Here is a 23,419-nt window from a genome sequence, read left to right as displayed (position 1 = left end):
TAGACCCGACGCAATCCTTATGCGGGCGGGCCTATTGTTACGCACTTTTTACGGGGCGTTGCGGCTGTGGCGGTAATCGCTGACCGCTTCATACACCGCCTTGCGCAAGCGGTTGATGCCGCCGATGGGGCGATGCTCTGCTACGCCGAACCAGGGGTTGAACGACTGGTTGTCGCACGCCAGGTTCTGCTCGGGGGTATCGAAGTCCTGCGCCGGGATCCGCACCTTGGCCACCGTCTCATACGGCGCGTCACTTTCCTTCCACTCGATGCTGGTGTCTTCGATGGGCATGAATTTCTGCGGGTTCTGCCGCTGGATCTGCAGCACGAAACACGCCGGCACGCGATCGGTAGACAACTGCTGGCTCAAGGCGCTGCGCAGGAAATTCGGCAGGTCCTGATTCTGTTTGGGCAGTGCGTATTCCGGGCAACTCTGTGGGTCGGGGGCCACGCGGAACTTGGCGTTGGCCGCGCCGAACTTGTAGGGCGAGACCGAAAAGTACGTGGTCTGTGTCGGGCTCGCCGGTGCCGGCGCCAGGGTGGCGAGGGCGATGAACAGGTGACGGACCTGCCAGGTACGCGGGTCGACCTTGGGGAAGAACGCCAGGACTTTCTTGCCATCCGCCTGGGCGCCGATGTTCTGTGCGTACTCCGCGACATCACTGACAAAGAAGTTCGGGTGGCTGAACATCACGAAGTCCTGTTCGGTGCGGGTCTGCTGGTCGGCCAGCAGTTGCTTGCCCGGCACGTCCAACAGCTTGAGCGCCATGCCCCGTGCATCGCGGATGCTGTCGAACTGCGGGTAGGCGTTGCCGTTGGACAGCCGCATCAGCGCCTGCCAGGTCTTGCCCGGCTCGGCAAACACGCCCTGGCGCAGCGCCGGATCGAGGTCGGCCATTACGCTGACTTCGGCCTTCACGCAGCCATGGGCCTTGGCGTGGGCGTCGCGCAGGTAGCGCGTCCCTTCGCGGTGCTGGTCGACGATGCGCACCGCCGTCTGGATGATGCCCTGGGTCATCGCCGCTTCGCCGGGCGGAACCTGCTCATTCGGCGACACCGGCCCGCTGTGCTGCCAGGCATACCAGGCGGTGGCGGCCAGCCAGCCGAGCAGGCCGAGGCCCACCAGCCAGACTAAGGTCTTGCCGAGAAACGCACCCATGCGCAGCCACAGGCGGGCGAGCAGGGAAGGTCGGTCGTAGGGGGATCGAATCATCATGGCAGTTGTTGCTCCAGCGGGCCGCCCAGCACTTTGAGGTATTCCAGCAGCGCCCAGCGTTCCTGCGGTTGCAGGTAACGGCCGATCACGCCATTGCCACGTTGCCCGGCACGGAATTCGTGGCCGCTGTTGTGGTTGCCGGTGATTTTGGTATCGAACAGGAAGGCGTTCTTGAACGCACCGGTTTCGAAGCCCAGATGACGCGGATCGTAGTTGAAGGTGCCTTTATAGAAGGTGGTGCTGCGCTCGTCCTGAGGCGAGAGCAATTGGTAGATCGTCGGCACCGAACCGTTGTGCAGGAACGGCGGCGTAGCCCATACGCCAGCCAATGGCCGCGCCTTATAGGCCCGCAGCTCGCGCACGCCGATGGGCAAGCCGTAGCCATCCAGGCGCGGACGCTCGGCCGGGGTCACGCCGGCGGCACGGTAGGCATGCTCTTCGACAAACGCGGTGACGTAGGCGAGTCCCTTGGCCACGGACATCTTTTTCAGGTCCAGCGGTTCGGTCGGCGTCGGGTGCAGCTCGACGTTGAGTGTGGCCAGTTCCGCCGGGTCCCATTGCAGGGCGCTGAGATCGTAGCGTTGGTCGGCAATGTTGCTGGCAGTACCGGGGTCGGTGCCGATGTAGTCCACCGGCAGCATTTTAAGCGCCTGCACCGGGCGGCCGTGTTCCTGGGTGACGCTGGGCACATGGCAGCCGGCGCAGTTTTCCGCGAACAGTGCACGGCCCTGGGCGGCGAGGGGCTTGTCGATGGCGCCGAACAGCTCCTCGGGCCAGGTCGGCGGCTTGAGGCGCTGCAGGGTTTCTTCGATGAGGTTGAGGTCACGCACGCGGACGCTGGACGGGTAACGCGCATCGCCCTGGAGTGGCTGGCCGGCGGCGTCGAAAAAGCTCAGCGTGGCGCCGACACCCAGGGCCTCACCGATATTGCGCGCCATGGGTTGCTGGGCCGAACCGTTCCATTGCACCCAATCGAAAGTCCAGATGTCCCACAACTGCGGGTAGTCCACCGGCGCGTTGGCGACGCGATAATTGTCGGGGGAAATCGCATCGCCAAAGCTGGCGTTGGCGATACGGCCAAACGCGTCGGTGCGGCCCGGGCCTTCCTCGGTGGGGTAGAGGCCGCGATGGGTGTCATTCCAGGCCACCTTGAGGAACTGGTTCAGCGATTGCTTGAAGTCCTGGCGCAGTTGTTTGTGTTCGGCGTCGTAGCGATCGCCGAGCACTTGGCGGGCAAAACGCTCGAACTTCCACGGGTTGTAGTAGGTGGCGGCGAGGCTGGCGACCAACGCCTGGCCGAAACTGCCGCCGCGCAGGGTCGGAACGCTGGAGGGCAGTACATGCTGGGCCGAGCCGCCGTCGATGCGCAGGGCCTGGCCTTTGAAGTGCAGCTCGCCGGTATGGCAGGCGGCGCAGGTGATATCCAGGTATTCAACGTTGCTGCCGGCGTTTTTATGCCGGGCGAAACCCACGGGCAAGTTGCCGGGGTTTTGCACGGTGGGCACCTGCCTGGGGTCGACCAGGAAACCGAAGCGCGCCAGGTAGTCGGGCGTGGCAAAACGTCGCTCGGAAAACGGCAGTTCGAGGGCGGTGAACCAGTCGTAGTGCAGGCCTTTCACTTGTGTGCCCTGGGGCGTGAAGTAATAGGTCTGGCGGTCGGCGGCACTCCATTGGTCCTGGTAGTGGACCTGCTCCACAGGCACGTAGTCCGGCAGCTTGGGGTTGACGGTGTAATAGAGCACCACGGCCAGCACCAGGGCCAACATGGCGAATATCAGGAGTAAAACACGGGAAAAAATGCGCAAGATGGCTATCCTTGTCTCGGCCTTGTCGAGTGGTCGCGTTGTTATGCCACTACGCCACAAGGGCGGCAAGTGGCCATGAGCCTGGTAGTAGGTGGCTCCACGATGCGTCGCGGCCCTGCATCATGAATGAAAATGCTTTTAAACACGTGAACTTATCGGAAGTTTCCTGCTCACATGCCGGTAGCCATTGGTCGTGGCCGCCTGATAAGCTCGCGACTTTATTCGAATGCCCTTTTGGCGCATGAACAAGGAAATAGCATGAAACAGCATCGGTTGGCGGCGGCGGTGGCCCTGGTTAGCCTGGTACTTGCGGGTTGTGATTCGCAGACCAGCGTAGAGCTGAAAACCCCGGCGCAGAAAGCTTCCTACGGTATCGGCCTGAACATGGGCAAGAGCCTTGCCCAAGAAGGCATGGATGACCTGGATTCCAAAGCGGTAGCCCAGGGCATCGAAGATGCGGTCGGCAAAAAAGAGCAGAAGCTCAAAGACGACGAACTGGTTGAAGCGTTTGCCGCACTGCAGAAGCGTGCCGAAGAACGCATGACCAAGATGAGCGAAGAGTCGGCAGCCGCCGGCAAGAAATTCCTCGAAGACAACGCCAAGAAAGACGGCGTCGTCACCACCGCTTCCGGTCTGCAGTACAAGATCGTGAAGAAGGGCGATGGCGCCCAGCCCAAGCCGACCGACGTGGTGACTGTTCACTACACCGGCAAGCTCACCAACGGCACCACCTTTGACAGCTCCGTGGATCGCGGCAGCCCGATTGACCTGCCGGTCAGCGGTGTGATCCCGGGTTGGGTCGAAGGCCTGCAACTGATGCACGTGGGCGAGAAGGTCGAGTTGTACATTCCTTCCGACCTGGCCTACGGCGCACAGAGCCCGAGCCCGGCGATTCCAGCCAACTCCGTGCTGGTCTTCGACCTGGAACTGCTGGCCATCAAGGACCCAGCCAAGGCTGACGCGCCTGCTGCACCAGCCGCCAAGAAGTAATCGGCGCCTGAACATACAACGCCCCGTCTCGACGGGGCGTTGTTGTTTCTGTGGTCAGCAAGCCCTCTCCCACATCAGAGCCTGGCGAATTCAAACGAACGTCTGCAACCTGCAACAGTCTGATATAAGACTCGAGTACGGGTAGCCGCACATCAACGCCAAGTCAATGAAATCTTGGGTTTTTTTTCAGTGCGCAAAAAACGCCCGATCTGACTGCAAGCCTTGTACTACGTGGCTTTCAGCCCGGAAAACAGGCTCTGTTCACAAGGTTATCCACAATTTGTGTGGATAACCTTTTATGTCATATGGAACTGGAGTGACGAATGAAACCACCGTTCAATTTCACCCGTTTCCTGCCCATGGCCGCACGCCTTCTGGGTCGCGGGCGCTTGCCTACGCTATTGTTCGCGGTCGCTGCCAAGGGCTCGAACCAAGGCAATCGCCTGGGCAAGCTCAAGGATGATCTCAGGTTGCTCCAGGCCCTGTGCCTGGCTTACTGGCGCGGTGAGTACCGGGCCATCAGCCCCAAGGCGCTGATCTCGGTGGTGGCGGGGCTGATGTATTTCCTCAGCCCGATTGATGCGATCCCCGACTTTATCCCCATGTTCGGCATGCTCGACGACATTGCCGTGCTGGCATGGGTCATGAAGACCCTGGACGGCGAACTGAACGCGTTTCGCGCCTGGCGCGACGCCCAGCGTCCGGAAAAGCTCGCCGTGGTTGAGCGGCTGCCTGCGACGCCCGCGCTGCTGGCCCAGGAAAACCCGCAAAAAAACCCATGACCTGGCTATCCCCTGCGACCTTTGTGGCTGTTAGGATTACACTCCTAAGGAAAGAGCTTACTTAGTAAGTGCAGTTATCCTACGGGGCAGTCATGGATATTCAGATAATTTCACGCAATGGCGAACCCGAATACGCGGTGTTGCCATGGGATCAGTACCAGGCGCTGCTAAAAGCGGCCGGTCAGCAACAGCCTACGCCACCTCCTTCCGTATCGACTGCCCAAGCCGCCCCTGCGCAGGATCTGCGCCTGCTCGCCGACCTGCGCTGCTTGCGCGAAGCCAAAGGCCTGGCGATCGAGACCCTGGCCCGCACCGTGGGCATCAGCCCGTCATATCTTGGATTGATTGAAAGTGGTGAACGCCAGCCGGATGCCGCGATCCGCCGCAGCCTGGCCTGGGAATTGGGCGTTGCAGGTTGGAGGGATGAATCTTGAGCCTACGTATCAGCCGTCAACACTGGGATGGGTTACTCAACGAACTGGACCAGGCGCGCCGCCAGCGCCATTTGCTGACCTACCGCGCGCTGTTGGAGCGCCTGCAATTTCCCACTCCGGCCATGCAAACCCTGGCCGCTGCCCTGGAACACCTGGCAGCGCTGGACGCCAAGGCCGAGCAGCCATTGCGCAGCTCGCTGGTGATCAGCCAGGGTGCCAGCCGTTTGCCGCGTACCGGTTTCTTCGAGTGCGTAGAGCGCCTGGGGCGTTTCAGCGGGCCGTCCGATGGCGTGGCCGCCGCCTCCTGGCACGCTTCGGAAGTGGTGCGGGTGTTTGAATACGAGTATCCCGAGTCCGCCGAGGCTTAAAGCGCCTGGGGCAGTGCGTCCATGCTGTCGATCACATGGATGCTGTAGCCGGCCATATCCTTGGCATGGTGTTTGGCTTGCGACGCCAACTCCGCCAACTGGCTGGCATCGAGTTGTCCACAGGCCTGTGGATACAAATGCACCACCCCGATGGACAGCGACAGCAGTGCAAACTCCTGGCGCACGCCCTGGCGGTTCAACGCCACGAAACAGCCGGCCTCCAGATGCTCGGCGCGGTAGAAGCGCCGGCATTGGGTGTGGAAGTCATCCAGCAGCTGGTTGAGCCGCTTGCGCCAGTCCTGCGGGCCGAGCACCAGCAAAAAGTCATCACCGCCGATATGCCCGACAAAGTCGCGGCTGGGATCGACGCGGTCGTTCAGGCACTGCGCCAGGCACAGCAACACCTCATCCCCACGCCCATAGCCGTAGATGTCGTTGAACGGCTTGAAACTGTCGATATCCACGTAGCAGATCACCGACTCGCGCTGCTGTTGCAGAAGACGTGTGAGGCACTGCTGGATCGGCACGTTGCCGGGTAGCAGGGTCAGTGGATTGGCGTAGCGCGCCTGCTGGATTTTCCGTTCGGTGATCAGCTTGAGCACATCGATCACCCGGCCCAGACCCAGATAATCGCCATTGAGGGTGATGATGAAGTCTTCTTCGATACGTTGCCGCGCACGGCTGGTGAGCAGGCGGCTGACCTGTTGCAGCGACTGGCTCAACTCCACCGCCAGGAAGTCGGTGCTCATCAAGCGGCTGATGGGCTTGCGTGCAAACAGGTCGGTGGCGAACGGCTTGAGCAGCGCATCCGACAGCGAATGCCGGTGCACGATACCGATCGGGTGCCCACGCCCGTCCAGCACCGCCAGGGAATTGAGGTTGGCCTGGCGGCGGAACGCTTCGAGTACCTGGGCGGTGGCGGTGTCCTGGTCCACCGCCGGCTGTTCGCTCAGCAGGGCGCTGAGGTCGCTGCCTTCATCGTTCAGTGCCACATTGGAACTGTCGGGCTTGGGCAGCATGAGGCGGGCTTCCTGCGGCGGTTGCTCCTGCGGTCGGCACAGCAGGTAGCCCTGGACCAGGTCCACACCCATTTCCGTCAGCACCGCCAACTCCTCGTGCAACTCAATGCCTTCGGCAATCACCTGGGCGCGCGACGCCTTGGCGATCTGCAGGATGGAGCCGACAAACTCGCGCTTGAGCGCATCCTGATGGATACCGTCGATAAAGTGCCGGTCGATCTTCACGTAATCCGGACGCAGCTCCGACCACAAGCGCAGGCTGGAATAACCGGCGCCCAGGTCATCCAGGGCAATCGAGAAGCCCATGTTGCGGTAGTGATGCAGGGCGGTTTGCAACAGGTCGATATCGTTGGTGGGGGTTTGTTCGGTGAGTTCGATCACCACCTGGCTCGGTGGAATGCCGTAGTCATGCAGCAGTTGCAGGGTGCGTCCCGGTTGGTGCGCGGTTTCCATCAGGGATTGAGGCGAGACGTTGAGGAACAGCTTGCCCGGTAGCTTCTGCTCGCTGAAGCGCCGGCACGCGCTTTCGCGGCAGGCGATCTCCAGTTCACTCAGGCGTCCGGCCTGGCTGGCCACGGAGAACAGGGCGACGGGGGAGTGCAGCGGGCTGTTGGACGGGCCGCGGCTGAGGGCTTCGTAGCCGAGAATGCGCCGTTCAGACAGGCAGATGATCGGTTGGAACAGGCTGTGCAAACTGCCTTGAGCCAAGATAGAGCCCAATGCATTCAGCTGTTCGGTCATGGTCATGGCGATCTCGATCGAAAAAAAAGGACCGCAGGCTTGAAACCTGCGGTCCTTCATTTCACGACAGAATGATGTCTATATGATGACACTCCAAGGAGCGATCACATTAAATCGCCATCATTTACTGCTTGGCCACCTGCTTGCTGATCTTCAGGTAGTCCAGCAGGATCCGGCCGGTCTCGGCCAGGTAGGCGTCGTCTTCCGGCTTGGTTTTTTCCGCTTCGGTCGGCAGCGCATCTTCGTCTTCTTTCTTCAGCTCCTTGAGTGGATCCTCACCCTTGGCCTTGCGGCGGATGTTTTCCAGTACGAGTTGCTTGTTTTCGATGTCGGCATGCTGCGCGCGACGGTCCACTTCGTTGAGGCTGACGGTTTTTTCTTCCATCAACTTCTTGGCCAGGGCCAGCTTGTCGCGGATGAACACGAACTCGGCATCCTTGGCGGAGCGGGTGTCGTGGTCAGCCTTCAACTGCGTCAGGAACGGCTTGAACGGATCCGACGCCGGCTTGATCGCCGGGCGGATGGTGTCCCACGGCATGGCTTCCGGCAGGGCGCTTTCGCCGATTTCCTTGGTGTCGATGATCGACGGGAAATCGATGTCCGGCAGTACGCCCTGGTGCTGGGTGCTCTGCCCGGAAACCCGGTAGAACTTGGCCAGCGTCAGTTTCAGCTCGCCATGGTTCAGCGGCTGGATGGTCTGCACGGTGCCTTTGCCGAAGGTCTGGCCGCCGATGATCAAGGCGCGGTGGTAGTCCTGCATGGCGCCGGCGAAAATCTCCGAGGCCGAGGCCGAGAGGCGGTTGACCAGCAAGGCCATCGGGCCTTTGTAGAAGGCGCCCGGGTTCTCGTCTTCCAGCACGTCGACACGGCCATCCGCGTTGCGTACCAACACGGTCGGGCCCTTGTCGATAAACAAGCTGGTCAGCTCGGTGGCTTCCTGCAGGGAGCCGCCGCCGTTGTTGCGCAGGTCGATGACCACGCCGTCGACTTTTTCCTTCTGCAGTTCGGTGAGGATTTTCTTCACGTCGCGGGTGGTGGATTTGTAGTCCGGATCGCCGGCACGGAAGGCCTTGAAGTCCAGGTAGAAGGCCGGGATCTCAATCACGCCCAGCTTGTAGTCCTTGCCATCCTGCTTGAGGTTGAGGATTTTCTTTTGCACAGCCTGGTCTTCGAGCTTCACCGCTTCACGGGTGATGGACACGATCTTGCTGGTCTGGTCGTTCGGTGCATTGGTGTGCGGAATCACTTCCAGGCGCACCACGCTGCCTTTCGGCCCACGGATCAGCTTGACCACTTCGTCCAGGCGCCAACCGACCACGTCGACCATCTCTTTGTCGCCCTGGGCCACGCCGATGATCTTGTCGGCCGGAGCGACCTGCTTGGTCTTGTCGGCCGGGCCTGCCGGTACCAGGCGCACGATCTTGACCTGATCATTGTCGCTTTGCAGGACGGCACCGATGCCTTCCAGCGATAGACTCATGTTGATATCAAAATTTTCCGCGTTATCTGGCGACAGATAATTGGTGTGCGGGTCGTAGGACATCGCGAAGGTGTTGATGTAGGCCTGGAAGATATCTTCGGCACGGGTCTGGTCCAGGCGCGCCAACTGATTCTTGTAGCGCTTGGTCAACAGCTCCTGGATGGCCTTGGGCTCTTTGCCGGCGATCTTCAGGCGCAGCACTTCGTCCTTGACGCGTTTGCGCCACAGGTCGTCAAGCGCGGCGGTGCTGGTCAGCCAAGGTGCGTCCTTGCGGTCCACCAGAAGGTTTTCCTTCTGGGTGAAGTCGAGCTTGTCGACGCCTTTGTCCAGCTCACCCAGGGCGAAGTCCAGACGCGCTTTGACGCGGTCCAGGTAACGCTTGTAGATGGTGAACGCGGGCTGCAGGTCGCCGCTCTTGAGGAAGTCGTCGAACTGGGTCTTCCACTTGTCGAACTCAGCGATATCGCTGGCCAGGAAGTAGCTGCGCGACGGGTCCAGCAGCTTGAGGTAGCTGTCGTAGATGATCACCGAGCGAGCGTCGTCCAGCGGCGGCTTGCTGTAGTGATGGCGCTTGAGCAACTCGACGACGTTAAGGCTGGCAATCACCTCATCGCGATCAGGTTGAAGATTGTCCCAGCTGTTGGCTGCGAACGTATTGGTCGACATCGACGCGAAGCCGAGACCAATGAATAGAGCGAGGGCGGTGCTGGGGAACAGATGCTTCATGCTGATTCGACGCGGGGGCAATTGATAACGCATATTAGGCCGTCTTTGAGGGAGCCGGTTCCATATGGTCCGGTCGCATAATGCAAAAAGCCCGGCGATACAGCTACGGGCTCAGTCCAGACTCACTATGGAGGCACTGTGAAAGCATTGCAAGGCGTTGACGGTCATGTGGAGTGGTTGGAAGAACCCGGTCCTACTTGCGATGTAGGGCAAGTTCGTATTCGTGTGGCGGCAGCGGGCCTCAATCGCGCCGATTTATTACAGCGTGCGGGGCTCTATCCGCCGCCATCGGGTGCCAGCCACGTGCTGGGCCTGGAGTGTTCCGGGGTGATCAGCGAAGTGGGCGCCGGCTCGTCCTGGCAAGTCGGTGACCGGGTTTGCGCACTGCTCGCCGGTGGCGGCATGGCCGAAGAAGTGGTGGTGGATGCGCGCCACGTGCTGCCGGTGCCGGAAGGCCTGTCGCTGGTCGAAGCGGCGGCGCTGCCCGAGGTGTACAGCACGGCGTGGCTGAATCTGTTCCACTTGGCGGGCCTCAAGCCCGGTGAAAAGGTACTGCTGCATGCCGGCGCCAGCGGCGTGGGCTCGGCGGCGATCCAGTTGTGCAAGGCGTTTGGCAATCCGTGCTGGGTCAGCGTCGGCTCGGCAGAGCGCCTGACCTATTGCGAGGAGCTCGGCGCACAGGGCGGCGTGGTGCGTACCGACGGCATCGAAGGGTTGCGGGATTTCGGGCCGTTCGATGTGATCCTCGACCCGGTCGGTGGCAACTATGCGGCGCTGGACCTCAAGCTGCTGGCCCTCGATGGTCGTTGGGTGTTGATCGGCTTGATGGGCGGGCGTGACGCGCAACTGGACCTGGCCCAGGTGCTGGGCAAGCGCATTCAGTTGCTGGGCTCGACCTTGCGCAGCCGCAGTGATCAGTTCAAGGCCGACCTGCTCAGCGACTTGAGCCAGCATGTATGGCCGCTGTTTGTTGAAGGGCGGCTGAGCCCGCAGTTGGCCAGGACCTTTGCGATCAGGGATGCCGAAGCGGCGTTTGCCGAGCTTGCGACGAACCGGATTTCCGGGAAGCTGGTGTTGGTGATCGACGCAAGTTTGAACTGAATGCGGTCAATGTGGGAGGGGCGGTGCGACGATAGCGCTGGGACAGTGAAGAATTCTTCATCTGACACACTGCCATCGGGGCAAGTCGAATCGTCGCACCGCCCCTCCCAGATGTTGATCTCGGTTCAATCAGATCCAGTGATGGATCGGCCAGCTGGCTTTTTCGGCATGCTCGCGCAGCACCGGGTCCGGATTGACCACTTGTGGATGCTCCACCTTCAGCAACAACGGCAAATCATTGCGCGAATCCGAATAGAAGTACGCGCCGTCCAGTGTTTCACCTTCCTGCGCCAGCCATTCCAGTAAACGCGTGATCTTGCCTTCACGGTAGGTCAATACACCCTGAGTATGGCCGCTGTACACGCCGTGCTTTACTTCAAGCTCAATCCCCAGCACCTCATCAATGCCGATCCGCGCCGCAATCGGCGTAACCAGGTGCGTGCCCGAGGCGGAGATCACCAGGATCCGGTCGCCATTCGCACGGTGGCGGGCGATGGTCTTGGTGGCGTCGCTGTAGATCAGCGGCTCGATCACATCCTCGACCCACGGCTCCACCAAGTGCTCGATTTCCTCCGGCGTGCGGCCGATCATCGGCTCCAGGCTGAAGTCCATGAAGTCTTCCATCTTCAGCTGGCCCTGGCTGTAGGCGGCCATCAATTCGTTGTTCCTGCGCATGAACGACTCAGGGTCGACCCAGCCCAGGCGGCCCATCTGCTCGCTCCACAGGGTGGCGCAGTCGCCATGGATCAGGGTGTCGTCCAGATCAAAAATTACCAATGCCATCCGTCACGCTCTCTCAATAATCGTCGCTGCTCAGGCTACTTCACACAGGGCGCTGGGGTCGATGGAAAGTGCCAGGCGTTGCCCATCCGGGTGCAAGTCGTCGGCCGAGCGGTTGAGCACGTCCACCACCAGTTCCACGCCGCGCGCTTCGATGCGGTAGCGAATCACGTTGCCCAGCAGGCTGTGGCTGCGAACCAAGGCGTCCAACTCGCCATTGCGGCTCAGCTCGATGGCTTCCGGGCGGATGGCGATACGGCTGTTGATCGGGCGTTGCAGCAATTGGGTGGCCTTGTCGGCATCCAGCAGATTGTAGTTGCCGATGAAACCGGCGGCGAATACGTCCACTGGCGCGGTGTAGAGGGTCTCGGCATCACCGCTCTGCACGATCTTGCCCTGGTTCATCAGGAAGATCCGGTCGGACATGGTCAGGGCTTCTTCCTGGTCATGGGTCACAAAGATCGTGGTCAGCCCCAGCTCGCGCTGGATCTGGCGGATCTGCTCGCGCAGGTGCTTGCGAATCCGCGCATCCAGTGCCGACAGCGGCTCATCCAGCAGCAACAGGCGCGGGCGCGTGACCAATGAGCGGGCGAGGGCCACGCGCTGGCACTGGCCGCCGGACATCTGGTGCGGGTAGCGACCGGCGAGGTCCTTGAGTTCTACCAGTTGCAGGACTTCCTGCACGCGCTTGTGGCTGTCGTCGGCGTTGACCTTCTGCATGCGCAGGCCGAAGGCGACGTTCTGTTCCACGGTCATGTTGGGGAACAGCGCATAGCTCTGGAACACCATGCCGATATGGCGTTTCTGCGGGCTCAGCGGGACGATGTCCTGGCCATCCAGCAGGAGTTTGCCACTGTCCACCGAGGTCAGCCCGGCGATGCAGCGCAGCAGCGTGGACTTGCCGCAACCGGACGGGCCGAGCAGGGTGACGAACTCGCCCTTGGCGATTTCGCAGTTGATGTCACTGAACACCGGGGTGCCGGCGTAGCTTTTTTGCAGGTGTTGGACGCTGACGAAGCTCATTGGCTTTTGTCCTTGTTCAAGATATTGGCGGCCCAGGTCAGCACCAGCACAAAGAAGAAGTAGGAAATCACGACGGCACTGGTGAAGTGGCCGCTGCTGTTGCGCATGTTGTTCAGGTAGACCTGCAGGGTTTCGTAGCGCGTACCCACGAGGATATTGGCGAACACGAACTCACCGAACAGGAACGAGAACGACAGCAACAGTGCCACCATCAAGCCTTTGCGCAGGTTGGGCAGCACCACCAGGATCGCCGCCTGCCAGGTGCTGGCGCCAAGCAGCTGGGAGGCGTCCATCAGGTCGCGCAGGTTGATCGCCTGCAGGTTGTTGGTGATCGCCCGGTACATGAACGGCAGTGCCACGGTGAAGTAGCAGCCGATCAAAATCCACGGCGTGCCCACCATCGCAAAGGGACCTGAGCCATACAATTGCAGCAGGCCCACCGACGACACCACGGGCGGCACCGCGAAGGGCAGCAGGATCAGGATGTTCATCAGCGCGTCGAGTTTGGGAAAGTGGTAATGCACCACGAACAGCAGCGGCAAAATCAGCACCACCGACAGCACCAAGGCGCCCACGCACACCAGCAACGATTGCCCGAAGGCCATCAGGAAGCGCGGGTCGCTCCACAGCTGCACATACCATTTCACCGTGAAACCAGCGGGCAGGATCGTTGCCGACCAACTGCTGGCGATGGAATAGACGAAGGTGCCGATCAGCGGCAGCACCAGGATCGCAAACAACAGGCACACCACCGCGCGGTGGTAGAGGGAGGCCGGGCCGGCTTCAGCGCGAGACATGGTAGCTCCTCTTGAGCAGCAGTTGATGGACCACGGTGACCACGGTCATCAGCGCCACCAGCACCACGGCCAAGGCACTGGCCAGGTTCGGGTCGAGGGACACGTCACCGGAGACCAGGCCCGCGATGCGGATCGGCAGCACGTTGAAGTTGCCGGTGGTCAGCGCATACACCGTGGCATAGGCCCCAAGGGCGTTGGCCAGCAGGATCACGAAGGTGCCGAGCAGGGCCGGGGTGAGCACCGGCAAGCCGATGTGTCGCCAGAACTGCCAACCGTTGGCACCCAGCAGCGACGCCGACTCACGCCAGTCCTCGCGCAGCGCATCGAAGGCCGGGTACAGCAGCAGTACACCGAGGGGAATCTGGAAATAGGTGTAGAGAATGATCAACCCGGTCTTCGAATACAGGTTGAAGTCCTGAATGATCCCCGCCTGCTTGAGCATGATCGTAATGCTGCCGTTGAAGCCCAACAGGATGATGAAGGCGAAGGCCAGGGGCACGCCGGCAAAGTTGCTGGTCATGTTGGCAAAGGCGGTGACGAAGTTGCGCAGCGGCGAATCCACCCGACGCAGGGAGTAACTGCCGAGGGTGGCGATGATGATGCCGAACACGCTGGAGTAGAAGCTGATCTCCAGGCTGAACTGGATGGCTTGCAGGTAGAACTTCGAGCTGAAGATGCGCGTGAAGTTTTCCACGCCCCAGCCAGCCTCTTCGGTTTGCAGGCTGTTGATCAGCACCCATACCAACGGGGCGATTTCGAACACGATAAAGAACAGTGCGAAAGGCACCAGGCACAGCAGCGCCAGCCATTTGCCTCGGATCATTTCAACAGCTCCCGGCATACAGGTTTGTCGTGGGGTACGCCCAGCAGCTCACAGACGGTGCCGCACAGCTCGGTCTGTTTCGGTGCGGCGCGGCTGTCCAGGCTGAACGCAGCCCCCAGCACAAACAGCGGCACTTCGCGTTCTTCGGGGAGCAGGCCGTTGTGGGAACGGTCGTTGTTCATGCCGTGGTCGGCGGTCACCAGCACCTGGTAGCCGGCGTCGAGCCAGGTGTGCAGGTAGTCGGCCAGGATGATGTCGGCCGAGCGTGCGCTGTTGCGGTACTGGGGGGTGTCGAGGCCGTGCTTGTGGCCGGCGTCGTCGATGTTCATCGGGTGCACCAGCAGGACGTTCGGCGCGTGCTTGAGGCGCAGGCTTTCGGCGTCGGCGAACAGGTGGGAATCCGGGTAGTGGTCATTCCAGTAGAAATGCCCGTGCTGGATCGCCAGCGCCGGGTCGTCGGTATGACGGTCGCGGGCGGCGAGAAAGGGCGTGCGGTTATACAACTCGCTGACCCAGTGATAAGCCGCCGCCGCGGTAGTGAGGCCGGCGTCGGTGGCGTAATGGAAGATGCTGCGCTGGTTGGACAGGCGCGAGACGTTGTTGTGCACGATGCCGCTATCGATCGGCGGTACACCGGTGAGAATGCATTCGTACAACGGGCGGGACAGGGCGGGCAGTTCACATTCCAGTTTGTACAGGGCTGCGCGTCCTGCGCCGACATAGGCCTGCAAGTGCCCCATGGCGTGCCGCGCAACCTCGAAGTTCAGGCCGTCGAGCACGACAAGGATGACATTGTGCTTCATGGGGGGAGGCGCTCCGCAACGATGGACTTGGCTCGATATTCCTGATGCATCTGGGTTCAAGTGTGGGAGGGGGGTTGCCCCCGATAGCGGTGTGTCAGTTTGAATATCTGTCACTGATCCACCGCCATCGGGGGCAAGCCCCCTCCCACATTGGATCTCCAGTGGAGTCCAATGTGGGGTGGCAGGCTTACTTCATCTCTACGATGACTTGCTCGTTCCACAGCTGAGGCAGCTTCTTGGACGTGGCTTCCCAGGCATCGGCATCCTTGATCGGCTGCGGGTTGGCCTTGGTGTACTGCTCGCCCGGGATCAGGTTCTTGGCGATCTCGGTCGGCAGTTTCAGGTCGGTTTCAGCACGGATCGGACGCGCATTGCCTTTGGCCAGGTTGAGTTGGCCGGCGTCGCTGAAAATGTACTCGCGGGTCAGCTTGGCGGCGTTCGGGTGCTTGGCGTATTTGTTGATGAGGGTGGTGTAGCCGGATTTCACCGAGCCATCCGATGGGATCAACACCACGTAGTCATCCGGGTTGGCCATCTTGGCCTTGTAGCTCAGGCCGTTGAAGTCCCAGACCACACCCACTTCGACTTCACCTTTTTCCATTGTGGCGATAGTCGGGTTGGACAGTGAGAGGCGGCCTTGCTGGGCGATCTTGGTGAAGAATTGCAGGCCGGGGGCGATGTTCTTTTCGTCGCCTTTATTGGCAATGGCGGCTGCCAGTACGCCGTTGGCCGCTTGCGCCGCAGTGCTTACGTCACCGATGGAGACCTTGTATTTGCCGTTTTGCAGGTCAGCCCAACTGGTGGGCACTTCAGAGCCGTGCAGCAGCTTCTTGTTGACGATAAACGCGATGGTGCCGGTGTAGGCCAGGGCCCAGTGACCGTCCTTGTCTTTCGCCCAATCCGGGACCTGGGCCCAGGTGGACGGTTTGTACGGCTGGGTCACGTCCTGCTTCACCGCAATCGGCCCGAACGCCGCGCCCACGTCGCCGATGTCGGCGCTGGCGTTGTCTTTCTCAGCCTTGAACTTGGCGATTTCCTGGGCCGAGCTCATGTCCGTGTCGATGTGCTTGAGGCCGTAGGTCTTGGCCAGGTCTTCCCAGGTGCCTTTCCAGTTGGCCCAGTCATCGGGCATGCCGACGCTGTTGACAGCGCCTTCTGCCTTGGCGGCAGCTTCCAGGGTTTTTAGATCGGTATCAGCGGCCATGGCGGCGGTGCACATGGCAATGGTCGAGCCTAACAGTGATGCCAGGAAAAGCTGTTTCATCCGAAGCTCCTTTGGGCGTTTTCAACGCGGCGGTTGTTTCTGCGGTGTTGTTGGTCTAGGTCAGAGCAATACCTGAGCCAATCTAGGCTCGATGGATGACAGTTTCATGTCGATGTCGTTTTTAAAATGCTGATGTCGCTTGTCGCAGAGTCAGCGTAGACCATGCTCAAGTGCCCGTGGGGAAGGGACTTGGCCGACGTATTGCAGGGTGTGCTGCGACGGCTGCACACGGACTGTCATCTGTCGGTCATCTGTACTACCTAGGCTGGCACTCAACCGTGCAAGCCCATTTACGGAGCGGTTTGTGCACCTTGTCGGTGCTGGTCTAGTCCAGATAGGTAACGTTGATGCGTGATGAGGCAATCAAGGCGGTGACATCCATCGGCCTGGCGCTGCAAGAGCAGATCGACCACGGCCTGTTGCCGCCTGCCAGCAAACTGCCGGCCGAGCGCAAGCTCAGCGAGTTGTTCGGTACCACCCGGATTACCGTGCGGGAAGCCTTGTTACAACTGGAAGCGCAGGGTCAGATTTATCGCGAGGAGCGACGCGGCTGGTTTGTCTCGCCGCCACGGTTGGCCTACAACCTGATGCAACGCAGCCACTTTCACGCGATGGTCAGCGACCAGGGGCGGGTGGCGTCCACCGAGGTCATCTCCGCGCGGCTGCAACCGGCGTCGGCGGCGGTGTGCGCCTGGTTGCAGCTGCCGGCACTGTCGAGCGTGATCCAGATCTGCCGGGGTCGGCGCATCGATGGACGCCTGGTGTTGTATGTGGAGCACTACCTGAACCCGCAGTATTTCCCGGGGATCCTGGCGTGTGATTTGAATCAGTCGATGACCGAGCTGTACGCACGCAAGTACGACCTGCACTACGGGCGGGTGCGTTTCGAGATCGTGCCGACGTCACTGCCGGTGGAGGCTGCTGCGGCGTTGCGCGTATCGGTGGGCAGCCCGGGCTTGCGTATCGCCCGGGTCAATTATGACCAGCACCAGCGGTTGATCGACTGCGACCTGGAGTTCTGGCGGCATGATGCGATTCATGTCGGTGTGGATGTCATGGGGTCAGCGCCTTGATCACCTGGTCCACATTGGTCTCCAGCTCCGCCACCGGTTCCGCACCGTCCACGTTCAGCACCAGCAGCCTGGCGCCACTTGCCGTTACCGCTACCGTCACCGCCTCACTCGGCTGGCGATGATGCAGCACCACCGCCACATCGTTGTCCTTCAGCTCGGCCGTGAGTTTCTGTAGCGCCTCGGGCGTCCAGTCGGCATCCGGCCGTGCATCGGTGCTGAGCGCTTCGAGGTTCAAACTGCTGATCAGATAAGCAAAGTGATCGCTCAGGCTGACCACACTCAGGTTATCCGCCTTGGCCAGGCGCGCTTCGCTGTCGGCGGTGAGTTTGAGCAGGCGCTGCTTGAGGGCGGCGAGGTTGGCGTCGATCTTCGGCTTGGCGCCCGGGGCCAGGCGGCTCAGGTCGGCAGCCAGTACATCGGCCATGCGTCCCATATTGTTGCTCGACTGCCATGGCTGGCTGTTCAGGCCATCGGCAACGCCAGGCTGTACGGCGATGCCAGGCAAGCCACCATCCACCGGGCGGGCGGCGTCGACTTCGACGATACGGATATTGCTACGCCGCGCCACCGGGTACAGCGGGTCATCGGCCCACAATGAGCGCAGGCCGATGGCGGCGTCGGCGTCCAGCGCCAATTTGCTCAGGGCCGGCGCGCCACGGCCGGTGAAGTAGGACACCTGGCGTGAACCTGGCAAGTTGGCCGGCGCGGCGCGCTCAAGCTGTACGTTGGTGCCTTTGAGCAGCACCTCGGCCAGGCCGTAGGTAATCGGCAGCGAAGCGAGGATCTTCACCTGTTTTACCGAAGTGGCCTTGCTCAGTGCGACGTGGCCCAATCCCTGATGGATCTTGAGAGGTTTGGGCTCTACCCCGTCGACCGCCAGGGCCGAAGTGCTGATGAAACACGTGATGGCCAGAGCCAATGGACGAAGTACAGGGCGCATTATCCAAGATTTCCTTTGAGGCTGGGCACTGTGCCGCGCGCGATGGCGGCCAGGGCGAAGGCGATACCGGCGACCAGGATGATGGCGGCGCCGGACGGCACGGGCAGGTCGAAGATGATCGGCAGCAGGATCCCGCACAGGGTGCTGACTGTGGCAATCGCCACCGAGACCCAGAAGAAGCCCTTCAGCGACTGGCTCAACAGCCGCGCCGCAGCCGCCGGAATCACCAGCAGCGCTCCCACCAGGATCGCACCGATGACCTTGACCGCCGCGACGGTGATCAGCGTCACCAGGATCACGAACAGGTAGTCCAGGGTTTTCACGGCGACGCCGCGCACAGCGGCCAACTGCGGATTGAAGCTGGCCAGCATGATGCGGTTGTACAGCGGCAGCGCCAGGGCCATTACCAGCGCACCGACAACCGCCAGCACCAGCAGATCGTTGCCGTTGACCGTCAACACCGAGCCAAACAGCACGTTCTCGAGGATATGCACGTTGATCTTGCCGGCCAGGATCAGCAACAGGCTCGCCCCCAGCGCCAGGGACACCGACAGGAACACCCCGATCAAGGTGTCCGGCGCCAGGCCCGTGCGGTTGCGCAGGTAGTTGAGCAGGATGCCGAACAGCAGGCAGTAGCCGAACAGTGCGCCATACGGCCCGGTGTAGGGTTCACCCAGCAGGATCCCGACTGCCACGCCGGTCAACGCGGCATGGCCAACCGCTTCGGAGAAAAATGCGAAGCGCTTGACCACCACCAGCGTGCCCAGGCCGCCCAGCACCGGGCCGATCAGCAGACCGGCGAGCAGGGCGTTGACCACAAAACCGTAGGCCAGCGCCTCCGGCAGGTAGCCGGCAGAGGCCCAGCCCTGGACCATCAAGCGAAAGGCTTCATAACTCATTGCGCCGGGCTCCGAGGGTGGGTGGAGAACAGGGTCAGCAGGCGATCCGGGGTCAGCGCCTCCTTGGGCGTGGCATCGAACAGCACGCGGCGGTTCAGGCCGGTGACGCGGTCGGCCAGGCGGCCCACGGCTTCCAGGTCATGCTCGATCCACAGCACGGTGATCCCGGCCAGGCGCCAGTCATTGAGCAGGCGCTCGAACACCTGGATACCGGCTTCGTCGAGGGCCGACATCGGCTCATCCAGCACCAGCAGGTGCGGCGCCGGGATCAGCCCCTGGGCCAGCAGCACACGCTGGCGTTCACCGCCGGACAGCGCGCCCATGCGCCGCTTGCGTTTGTCCTGCATGCCGACGCGCTCCAGTGCATCCCCGATCGCGCCGGCGTAGTGCCTGGACAGGCCCAGGAACGCCGGGCGCCGTTGGCACATGGCAGCCATGAAATCATCCACGGTCATCGGCAAGCCCCGGTCAAACTCCAGGGCCTGGGGTACATAACCGATGGTGCCGGGTGCGGCCGGCCAATGCAGGCTCAGCCGACCCTGATGGGGTGTTTGCCCGAGCAGGGTCTTGATCAGCGAGCTTTTGCCGCCGCCGTTGGGGCCGACCAGCGCATGGATGCTGCCCGGCTGTACCTGGAAACTCACCGCATCGAGGATCGCGGTGCGACCCAGGGTCAACGATACCTTGTCGAACTCGAGCGTCGGGCCGACGCTGACCGCCTTCAGCTGTTCCGCCGCCGTCATGCTCCGGACTCCTGAATTGCCCGGACCACCGTGTTGAGGTTACCGGTCATTTCCACTTCGTACTTCTCGGCGCTGTATTCGCCGTAGGAAATATGCGACAGCGGGTACAGCTTGACCCCGGATTCACGCTGGATGGTGTCGACGTAGGTGGACGGGAAGTCCATCTCCGAGAAGATCACCTTCACGTCCAGGGCGCGCAGTTCGTCGATGGTTTTCTTCAACTGGCTGGGGCTTGGCTCGATGCCGTGGGCCGGTTCGACCACGGCGGTGACTTCCAGGCCGAACTCGCGCAGCAGATAGTCGTAGGCCGCATGCACGGTGGCCACGCGCAGGTCCGGGTTGGGTGCGCTGGTCAATTTGGCCAGGGCATCGGCACGCATCTGGCGCAGGCGCTTGCCGTAGGCGCGGGCGTTCTGGGTGTAGGTCTTGGCGTTGTCCGGGTCGAGCTTGCCCAGTTCGCGGGCAATGTTGTTGACCTGGGCAATCGATGCGCTGATCGACAGGAAGGTATGCGGGTTGACCACCTTGCCCGCACCGCGTGCGGCGTTACCGGTGGCGGCCAGCAATGGCACATTGGCGTTGGCTTCGATCACCGGGATGTCCGGGCGCTCGCTGGTAGCGATCATGCGGTCGGCGAAATCATCGTGGCCGACGCCGTTGAGCACGATCACGTCCAGGGTGCCGATGCGCTTGATGTCTTCGGCGCGTGGCTCGTAGGCATGCGGGTTGAAACCGGCCGGAATCAGCGGCACCACCTCGGCCTTGTCGCCGACGACATTGGCCACGTAGCTGTAATAAGGGTGCAGGGTGATGCCGATACGCAGGCGCTTGGTTGCCTCGGCATTGGCCAGGGGAGCGAGCATCAGGCTGAACAGGCCAACCAGCAACAGGCGCAACAGGGGCGATGAAATAGACATGGGCAATCGGTCTTCTCGTTCAGTGACGGTGCTGGCGGGTGACGCCGGCATCGAATTGCGCGACCACCTGCCGCCAGCCGGCTGCGATCAGCGCCTGGTCGGAGAGGTCGGAGGGAGCGGCGAGGTTGGCCTGGCGATTGAGCCAGATGTCCGGCTCGGCACCGTGCACGCGCATCAGTAATGAACCGCTGGTCGCTGGCGCCTGGCTCAAGCCCAGGTAGGCCGAGGGTTCCAACAGTTGCCAGCGGTGATCGCCGCGGCTGACCGAACTGGCGTCCTGGGCAAACGGCGCAAAGCCTTCTTCGGCCAGTTGCGCCGGGCTGGGCAGCGCGCTTTGTTCCTGCTGCAACAGCTGGATTTCATCCAGGGTCACCCGCAGGTCAGCGTAAATGCCTTGCTCGGCGGCGCTCAGGTCGCGGCGCGCGTCCAATTGGTGGCTGGGCACCGCCGCGACTTCCTGGGATTCACCGTGCAGCGCTATTACCGAGCCGGCCACCGCGAGGATGATCAGGCACAACAGCAGCACGTAGAGGGTTTCGTGACCGGCACCGGCCGGGCGTACAACCTGTGTGGTACTCATTGCGGCTGGATATCCGCTTGGTCGATTTCCACCACGTGGCCGGGACCGGCATCAAACAGCACGTAGAACTCGGCGGACGGTTTCTTGAAGGTCAGGGTCGAGTCCTGGCCGAGTTTGCCGGGCACCAGGATGGTTTCGTCGTAGCCGATCACGTCCAGGGTCACGCCGGGTGCACCGCTGCCGTCGGAGAAGCCGCCCTTGCACTGGATCTGCTCACCGGGGATTTCCTTGCACTCGCACATCGGGTTGTGGGCGAGGGCGACGGTACTGAACCCCGCACCCATCAACAGGACGCCGCAGGCGCGGGTCAGTCGCATCAAAGTCATGGTTTAACTCCTTGCTTGTTCAGCCAGGCAATCGTGGCAGGCGAAGCCTGGCGCAACGGGATGGAACCCTGGTGCATGCTGCCGTCCCAGCCTTCCATGGTCACCCACAGTTCGGCGTCGACGGGCGTGCGTTCCGGGATCGGCAGGCCGGCGCCCATGCGGTAGGGCGTACCGAAGAAGATCACCCCGGCAGCGCGCAGGCTGCGCGGCTTGCCGATGCGCAGGTAGGTGGCCTTGACCTGGTTGGCACAGCTGTCGCACAGGGCGGCGTTGAAGAATTTCATCGGGCCGGCCGGGTCGGGGCGCGGGCCTTCATTGCGAAACTCGGCAAGCTTCAGGCTCCAGGGTCCGACCTGTACGTCGCCGGCCACCCGTTCGCCGATGCCGGTGTCGCCGCGAAACAGCGCTGCATCGGCGAAGTACTTGGGCATGAAGCCCAGCGGCACCAGCAACAGCAGCACATTGAGATGGAAACGCCATTTCAGCCAGAGTGTCCGCAGAGGCGATGGTTTTACCGCAGCGACCTTGCTCATGAGTTGGCCTCCGAGGTTTGCGCCTGCCGGGCGGGGAGGGAAACCGGTTTGTGCTGTGCCTTGGCTTCACGCTTGAAGGCATTGAGGGTGGCCAGGGCGGTGCGCTTGGTCCAGATCAGCAGGCCGCTCAACACCATCATGCTCATGATCAGGCCGAAGAAGGCCCAGATCAGCTTGATCCAGATGCCGCCGAAGTCGCCGGTGTGCAGGGGGCGCATGGATTCGGTGACGAACTCCAGCTTCGAACGGTCGGACAGCAGGTGCGCCGCAGCCACTTCACCGTCATAGGGGTTGATCTGCGCGGTCTGGAACATCAACGGGTACCAGCCCCGCCCGCCGATCTGCAGGTGACTGTAGGCATTGAGCGGCAGGCTGATGAAACTTGCCTCCAGGCCAGGGATGCGCTGGGTGGCGATCTTGATCGCCTCGTCCACCGGAATCATGGGGGCCGGCACGCCGGGCGCCGACATCGGCACCTTCTCCCGGGCAATCACCGGGATGACCGGTTCGGTGGAAATCGAAATCTGGTTGTCGCCCAAAATCGCCCGGATCAGGAACCAGATGCCGGTAACGGAGATGACTGCTATGAACCAGATCGACCAGATACCGCTCAAGCGGTGGAAGTCCCCCCAGAAAATCCGCGCGCCGTGGCGGATCCGCAGAGTCGGGCGCAGGAAGCCTTTCCAGAACCGCTTGTACACCACCAGCCCGGTGACCAGCGACGCCAGCAGCGGGATGCCGAGTGCCGACACCAGGTACCAGCCCCAGCTGTAGCCATTGGTGAACGGCACCAGCCACCAGCCATGCAGGGCGCGGGTGAACTGCTGGAAGTTGAAGGAGGGGCTGATGCCCTGGATCGCCCCGGTGTACGGGTTGACGTAGACCTCCACCGAGCGTCCGTCGGGGTAGCTGAGGTCGACGCTCAAGGCAAAATGCGATTCGTCGGGCCGGCTGATCGACTGCACATATACCTGGGGTTCATCGCGCTTGATGGCGGCGATCACCTGGTCATAGCTCAGCGGTTCGGCATCGTCCGAGGGCTTGCTCGCACGGATATCCGGGTTGGCCAGCCAGACGATCTCCTGGCTGACCACCGCCAGGGTGCCGGTGACGCAGACGATCAGTACAAAGAACCAGATAGGCAATGCCAGCCAGCTATGTACGAGAAACCAGAGTTTGGAGCGTGACTTCTTCGACATGTGAATGAGGGTCTTGATCAGAGGAGGGCAATGGAGGCCCGGAAAAGGCCAGTCGTAG

24 protein-coding genes are annotated in these 23,419 nt (G+C 61.9%); 6 read left to right on the top strand and 18 right to left on the bottom strand.

Features of this window, described 5'->3' with window-relative positions; genetic code table 11:
* Nucleotides 1-48: 48 nt before the first annotated feature.
* Together BMX59_RS14715 and BMX59_RS14710 are read right to left on the bottom strand one after the other, a co-directional pair.
* Nucleotides 49-1,215, bottom strand: a complete 1,167-nt coding sequence (locus BMX59_RS14715; RefSeq protein WP_093122660.1) for a catalase family protein — start codon at nucleotides 1,213-1,215, stop codon at nucleotides 49-51.
* A complete protein-coding gene (locus tag BMX59_RS14710; RefSeq protein ID WP_093122657.1) occupies nucleotides 1,212-3,020 on the bottom strand; it encodes a di-heme-cytochrome C peroxidase in 1,809 nt (602 codons plus the stop codon). The genes BMX59_RS14715 and BMX59_RS14710 overlap by 4 nt, the downstream gene beginning before the upstream one ends.
* 258 nt (nucleotides 3,021-3,278) lie before the next feature.
* On the opposite strand from BMX59_RS14710, the gene BMX59_RS14705 reads away from it, so the two are divergent.
* The 4 genes from BMX59_RS14705 (at nucleotide 3,279) to BMX59_RS14690 (ending at nucleotide 5,594) form a co-directional block, all read left to right on the top strand.
* The gene (locus BMX59_RS14705) at nucleotides 3,279-4,010 is read left to right on the top strand and encodes a BamJ family beta-barrel-assembly machinery protein (protein ID WP_071492256.1); all 732 of its coding nucleotides are present in this window, start codon (nucleotides 3,279-3,281) and stop codon (nucleotides 4,008-4,010) included.
* Between the two features lie 323 nt (nucleotides 4,011-4,333).
* Nucleotides 4,334-4,792, top strand: coding sequence for a YkvA family protein (locus BMX59_RS14700; RefSeq protein WP_092247993.1), 459 nt, complete (start codon nucleotides 4,334-4,336; stop codon nucleotides 4,790-4,792).
* A 92-nt stretch (nucleotides 4,793-4,884) separates the two neighbouring features.
* On the top strand, nucleotides 4,885-5,226 hold the full coding sequence (locus BMX59_RS14695) for a helix-turn-helix domain-containing protein (protein WP_093122654.1): 342 nt from the start codon (nucleotides 4,885-4,887) through the stop codon (nucleotides 5,224-5,226).
* Entirely contained in the window at nucleotides 5,223-5,594 is a 372-nt protein-coding gene (locus BMX59_RS14690) for a hypothetical protein (RefSeq protein ID WP_005786715.1), read from the top strand. The genes BMX59_RS14695 and BMX59_RS14690 overlap by 4 nt, the downstream gene beginning before the upstream one ends.
* On the opposite strand, the gene BMX59_RS14685 is transcribed toward BMX59_RS14690, so the two are convergent.
* Both BMX59_RS14685 and BMX59_RS14680 read right to left on the bottom strand, forming a co-directional pair.
* A complete protein-coding gene (locus BMX59_RS14685) occupies nucleotides 5,591-7,360 on the bottom strand; it encodes a bifunctional diguanylate cyclase/phosphodiesterase (RefSeq protein ID WP_071492291.1) in 1,770 nt (589 codons plus the stop codon). The two genes, BMX59_RS14690 and BMX59_RS14685, sit on opposite strands and share 4 nt — an antisense overlap.
* Nucleotides 7,361-7,478: 118 nt before the next feature.
* Nucleotides 7,479-9,560, bottom strand: coding sequence for a carboxy terminal-processing peptidase (locus tag BMX59_RS14680; RefSeq protein ID WP_170856108.1), 2,082 nt, complete (start codon nucleotides 9,558-9,560; stop codon nucleotides 7,479-7,481).
* 138 nt (nucleotides 9,561-9,698) lie between these two features.
* Here BMX59_RS14680 and BMX59_RS14675 point away from each other — a divergent pair, with 138 nt between their 5' ends.
* Nucleotides 9,699-10,661 (top strand): zinc-binding dehydrogenase, encoded by a 963-nt coding sequence (locus BMX59_RS14675; RefSeq protein ID WP_093122650.1) that lies wholly within the window; start codon nucleotides 9,699-9,701, stop codon nucleotides 10,659-10,661.
* A 129-nt stretch (nucleotides 10,662-10,790) separates the two neighbouring features.
* On the opposite strand, the gene BMX59_RS14670 is transcribed toward BMX59_RS14675, so the two are convergent.
* From BMX59_RS14670 to BMX59_RS14645, 6 genes are all read right to left on the bottom strand, one after another.
* Nucleotides 10,791-11,444 carry an HAD family hydrolase gene (locus BMX59_RS14670; RefSeq protein WP_093122647.1) on the bottom strand — a complete coding sequence of 218 codons (654 nt, stop codon included), beginning with the start codon at nucleotides 11,442-11,444 and terminating at the stop codon, nucleotides 10,791-10,793.
* A 30-nt stretch (nucleotides 11,445-11,474) separates the two neighbouring features.
* Nucleotides 11,475-12,464 carry an ABC transporter ATP-binding protein gene (locus BMX59_RS14665; RefSeq protein WP_093122645.1) on the bottom strand — a complete coding sequence of 330 codons (990 nt, stop codon included), beginning with the start codon at nucleotides 12,462-12,464 and terminating at the stop codon, nucleotides 11,475-11,477.
* Entirely contained in the window at nucleotides 12,461-13,261 is an 801-nt protein-coding gene (locus tag BMX59_RS14660; RefSeq protein WP_093122642.1) for an ABC transporter permease, read from the bottom strand. Before BMX59_RS14660 ends, BMX59_RS14665 begins: the two co-directional genes overlap by 4 nt.
* On the bottom strand, nucleotides 13,248-14,084 hold the full coding sequence (locus BMX59_RS14655; protein ID WP_092248014.1) for an ABC transporter permease: 837 nt from the start codon (nucleotides 14,082-14,084) through the stop codon (nucleotides 13,248-13,250). The genes BMX59_RS14660 and BMX59_RS14655 overlap by 14 nt, the downstream gene beginning before the upstream one ends.
* Entirely contained in the window at nucleotides 14,081-14,887 is an 807-nt protein-coding gene (locus BMX59_RS14650) for an alkaline phosphatase family protein (RefSeq protein ID WP_093122638.1), read from the bottom strand. Before BMX59_RS14650 ends, BMX59_RS14655 begins: the two co-directional genes overlap by 4 nt.
* Before the next feature lie 187 nt (nucleotides 14,888-15,074).
* A complete protein-coding gene (locus BMX59_RS14645) occupies nucleotides 15,075-16,151 on the bottom strand; it encodes an ABC transporter substrate-binding protein (RefSeq protein ID WP_093122633.1) in 1,077 nt (358 codons plus the stop codon).
* Between the two features lie 347 nt (nucleotides 16,152-16,498).
* Between BMX59_RS14645 and BMX59_RS14640 the strand changes: the two genes are divergently transcribed.
* Nucleotides 16,499-17,224, top strand: coding sequence for a UTRA domain-containing protein (locus BMX59_RS14640; protein WP_033900319.1), 726 nt, complete (start codon nucleotides 16,499-16,501; stop codon nucleotides 17,222-17,224).
* Here BMX59_RS14640 and BMX59_RS14635 read toward each other — a convergent pair.
* The 8 genes from BMX59_RS14635 to BMX59_RS14600 are packed head-to-tail and all read right to left on the bottom strand — an operon-like array spanning nucleotide 17,205 to nucleotide 23,361.
* Nucleotides 17,205-18,164, bottom strand: coding sequence for a metal ABC transporter solute-binding protein, Zn/Mn family (locus BMX59_RS14635; RefSeq protein WP_093122629.1), 960 nt, complete (start codon nucleotides 18,162-18,164; stop codon nucleotides 17,205-17,207). The two genes, BMX59_RS14640 and BMX59_RS14635, sit on opposite strands and share 20 nt — an antisense overlap.
* On the bottom strand, nucleotides 18,164-19,063 hold the full coding sequence (locus BMX59_RS14630; RefSeq protein WP_093122625.1) for a metal ABC transporter permease: 900 nt from the start codon (nucleotides 19,061-19,063) through the stop codon (nucleotides 18,164-18,166). Before BMX59_RS14630 ends, BMX59_RS14635 begins: the two co-directional genes overlap by 1 nt.
* Nucleotides 19,060-19,806, bottom strand: coding sequence for a metal ABC transporter ATP-binding protein (locus tag BMX59_RS14625; protein WP_071492269.1), 747 nt, complete (start codon nucleotides 19,804-19,806; stop codon nucleotides 19,060-19,062). Before BMX59_RS14625 ends, BMX59_RS14630 begins: the two co-directional genes overlap by 4 nt.
* The gene (locus tag BMX59_RS14620; RefSeq protein ID WP_092248031.1) at nucleotides 19,803-20,723 is read right to left on the bottom strand and encodes a metal ABC transporter substrate-binding protein; all 921 of its coding nucleotides are present in this window, start codon (nucleotides 20,721-20,723) and stop codon (nucleotides 19,803-19,805) included. Before BMX59_RS14620 ends, BMX59_RS14625 begins: the two co-directional genes overlap by 4 nt.
* Nucleotides 20,724-20,742: 19 nt before the next feature.
* A complete protein-coding gene (locus BMX59_RS14615) occupies nucleotides 20,743-21,303 on the bottom strand; it encodes a DUF6162 family protein (RefSeq protein ID WP_071492271.1) in 561 nt (186 codons plus the stop codon).
* Nucleotides 21,300-21,629 carry a hypothetical protein gene (locus BMX59_RS14610; protein WP_071492272.1) on the bottom strand — a complete coding sequence of 110 codons (330 nt, stop codon included), beginning with the start codon at nucleotides 21,627-21,629 and terminating at the stop codon, nucleotides 21,300-21,302. Before BMX59_RS14610 ends, BMX59_RS14615 begins: the two co-directional genes overlap by 4 nt.
* A complete protein-coding gene (locus BMX59_RS14605; protein WP_093122619.1) occupies nucleotides 21,626-22,162 on the bottom strand; it encodes a thiamine pyrophosphate-binding protein in 537 nt (178 codons plus the stop codon). Before BMX59_RS14605 ends, BMX59_RS14610 begins: the two co-directional genes overlap by 4 nt.
* Nucleotides 22,159-23,361, bottom strand: coding sequence for a PepSY-associated TM helix domain-containing protein (locus tag BMX59_RS14600; RefSeq protein ID WP_071496151.1), 1,203 nt, complete (start codon nucleotides 23,359-23,361; stop codon nucleotides 22,159-22,161). Before BMX59_RS14600 ends, BMX59_RS14605 begins: the two co-directional genes overlap by 4 nt.
* Nucleotides 23,362-23,419 lie beyond the last annotated feature (58 nt).

This window comes from Pseudomonas sp. NFR09, assembly GCF_900111535.1.
Taxonomy (GTDB): Bacteria; Pseudomonadota; Gammaproteobacteria; order Pseudomonadales; family Pseudomonadaceae; genus Aquipseudomonas; species Aquipseudomonas extremorientalis.
This window is presented reverse-complemented; position numbering and strand designations above follow the sequence as displayed.

What these genes read in the sequence shown, in the direction of transcription:
- BMX59_RS14680 (WP_170856108.1), bottom strand. Translation starts at nt 9,560, where the DNA reads ATGAAGCATCTGTTCCCCAGCACCGCCCTCGCTCTATTCATTGGTCTC.
- BMX59_RS14685 (WP_071492291.1), bottom strand. Translation starts at nt 7,360, where the DNA reads ATGACCATGACCGAACAGCTGAATGCATTGGGCTCTATCTTGGCTCAA.
- BMX59_RS14655 (WP_092248014.1), bottom strand. Translation starts at nt 14,084, where the DNA reads ATGATCCGAGGCAAATGGCTGGCGCTGCTGTGCCTGGTGCCTTTCGCA.
- BMX59_RS14610 (WP_071492272.1), bottom strand. Translation starts at nt 21,629, where the DNA reads ATGACTTTGATGCGACTGACCCGCGCCTGCGGCGTCCTGTTGATGGGT.
- BMX59_RS14600 (WP_071496151.1), bottom strand. Translation starts at nt 23,361, where the DNA reads ATGTCGAAGAAGTCACGCTCCAAACTCTGGTTTCTCGTACATAGCTGG.
- BMX59_RS14650 (WP_093122638.1), bottom strand. Translation starts at nt 14,887, where the DNA reads ATGAAGCACAATGTCATCCTTGTCGTGCTCGACGGCCTGAACTTCGAG.
- BMX59_RS14640 (WP_033900319.1), top strand. Translation starts at nt 16,499, where the DNA reads ATGCGTGATGAGGCAATCAAGGCGGTGACATCCATCGGCCTGGCGCTG.
- BMX59_RS14645 (WP_093122633.1), bottom strand. Translation starts at nt 16,151, where the DNA reads ATGAAACAGCTTTTCCTGGCATCACTGTTAGGCTCGACCATTGCCATG.
- BMX59_RS14670 (WP_093122647.1), bottom strand. Translation starts at nt 11,444, where the DNA reads ATGGCATTGGTAATTTTTGATCTGGACGACACCCTGATCCATGGCGAC.
- BMX59_RS14695 (WP_093122654.1), top strand. Translation starts at nt 4,885, where the DNA reads ATGGATATTCAGATAATTTCACGCAATGGCGAACCCGAATACGCGGTG.
- BMX59_RS14605 (WP_093122619.1), bottom strand. Translation starts at nt 22,162, where the DNA reads ATGAGCAAGGTCGCTGCGGTAAAACCATCGCCTCTGCGGACACTCTGG.
- BMX59_RS14715 (WP_093122660.1), bottom strand. Translation starts at nt 1,215, where the DNA reads ATGATGATTCGATCCCCCTACGACCGACCTTCCCTGCTCGCCCGCCTG.
- BMX59_RS14630 (WP_093122625.1), bottom strand. Translation starts at nt 19,063, where the DNA reads ATGAGTTATGAAGCCTTTCGCTTGATGGTCCAGGGCTGGGCCTCTGCC.
- BMX59_RS14620 (WP_092248031.1), bottom strand. Translation starts at nt 20,723, where the DNA reads ATGTCTATTTCATCGCCCCTGTTGCGCCTGTTGCTGGTTGGCCTGTTC.
- BMX59_RS14700 (WP_092247993.1), top strand. Translation starts at nt 4,334, where the DNA reads ATGAAACCACCGTTCAATTTCACCCGTTTCCTGCCCATGGCCGCACGC.
- BMX59_RS14665 (WP_093122645.1), bottom strand. Translation starts at nt 12,464, where the DNA reads ATGAGCTTCGTCAGCGTCCAACACCTGCAAAAAAGCTACGCCGGCACC.
- BMX59_RS14705 (WP_071492256.1), top strand. Translation starts at nt 3,279, where the DNA reads ATGAAACAGCATCGGTTGGCGGCGGCGGTGGCCCTGGTTAGCCTGGTA.
- BMX59_RS14625 (WP_071492269.1), bottom strand. Translation starts at nt 19,806, where the DNA reads ATGACGGCGGCGGAACAGCTGAAGGCGGTCAGCGTCGGCCCGACGCTC.
- BMX59_RS14615 (WP_071492271.1), bottom strand. Translation starts at nt 21,303, where the DNA reads ATGAGTACCACACAGGTTGTACGCCCGGCCGGTGCCGGTCACGAAACC.
- BMX59_RS14635 (WP_093122629.1), bottom strand. Translation starts at nt 18,164, where the DNA reads ATGCGCCCTGTACTTCGTCCATTGGCTCTGGCCATCACGTGTTTCATC.
- BMX59_RS14660 (WP_093122642.1), bottom strand. Translation starts at nt 13,261, where the DNA reads ATGTCTCGCGCTGAAGCCGGCCCGGCCTCCCTCTACCACCGCGCGGTG.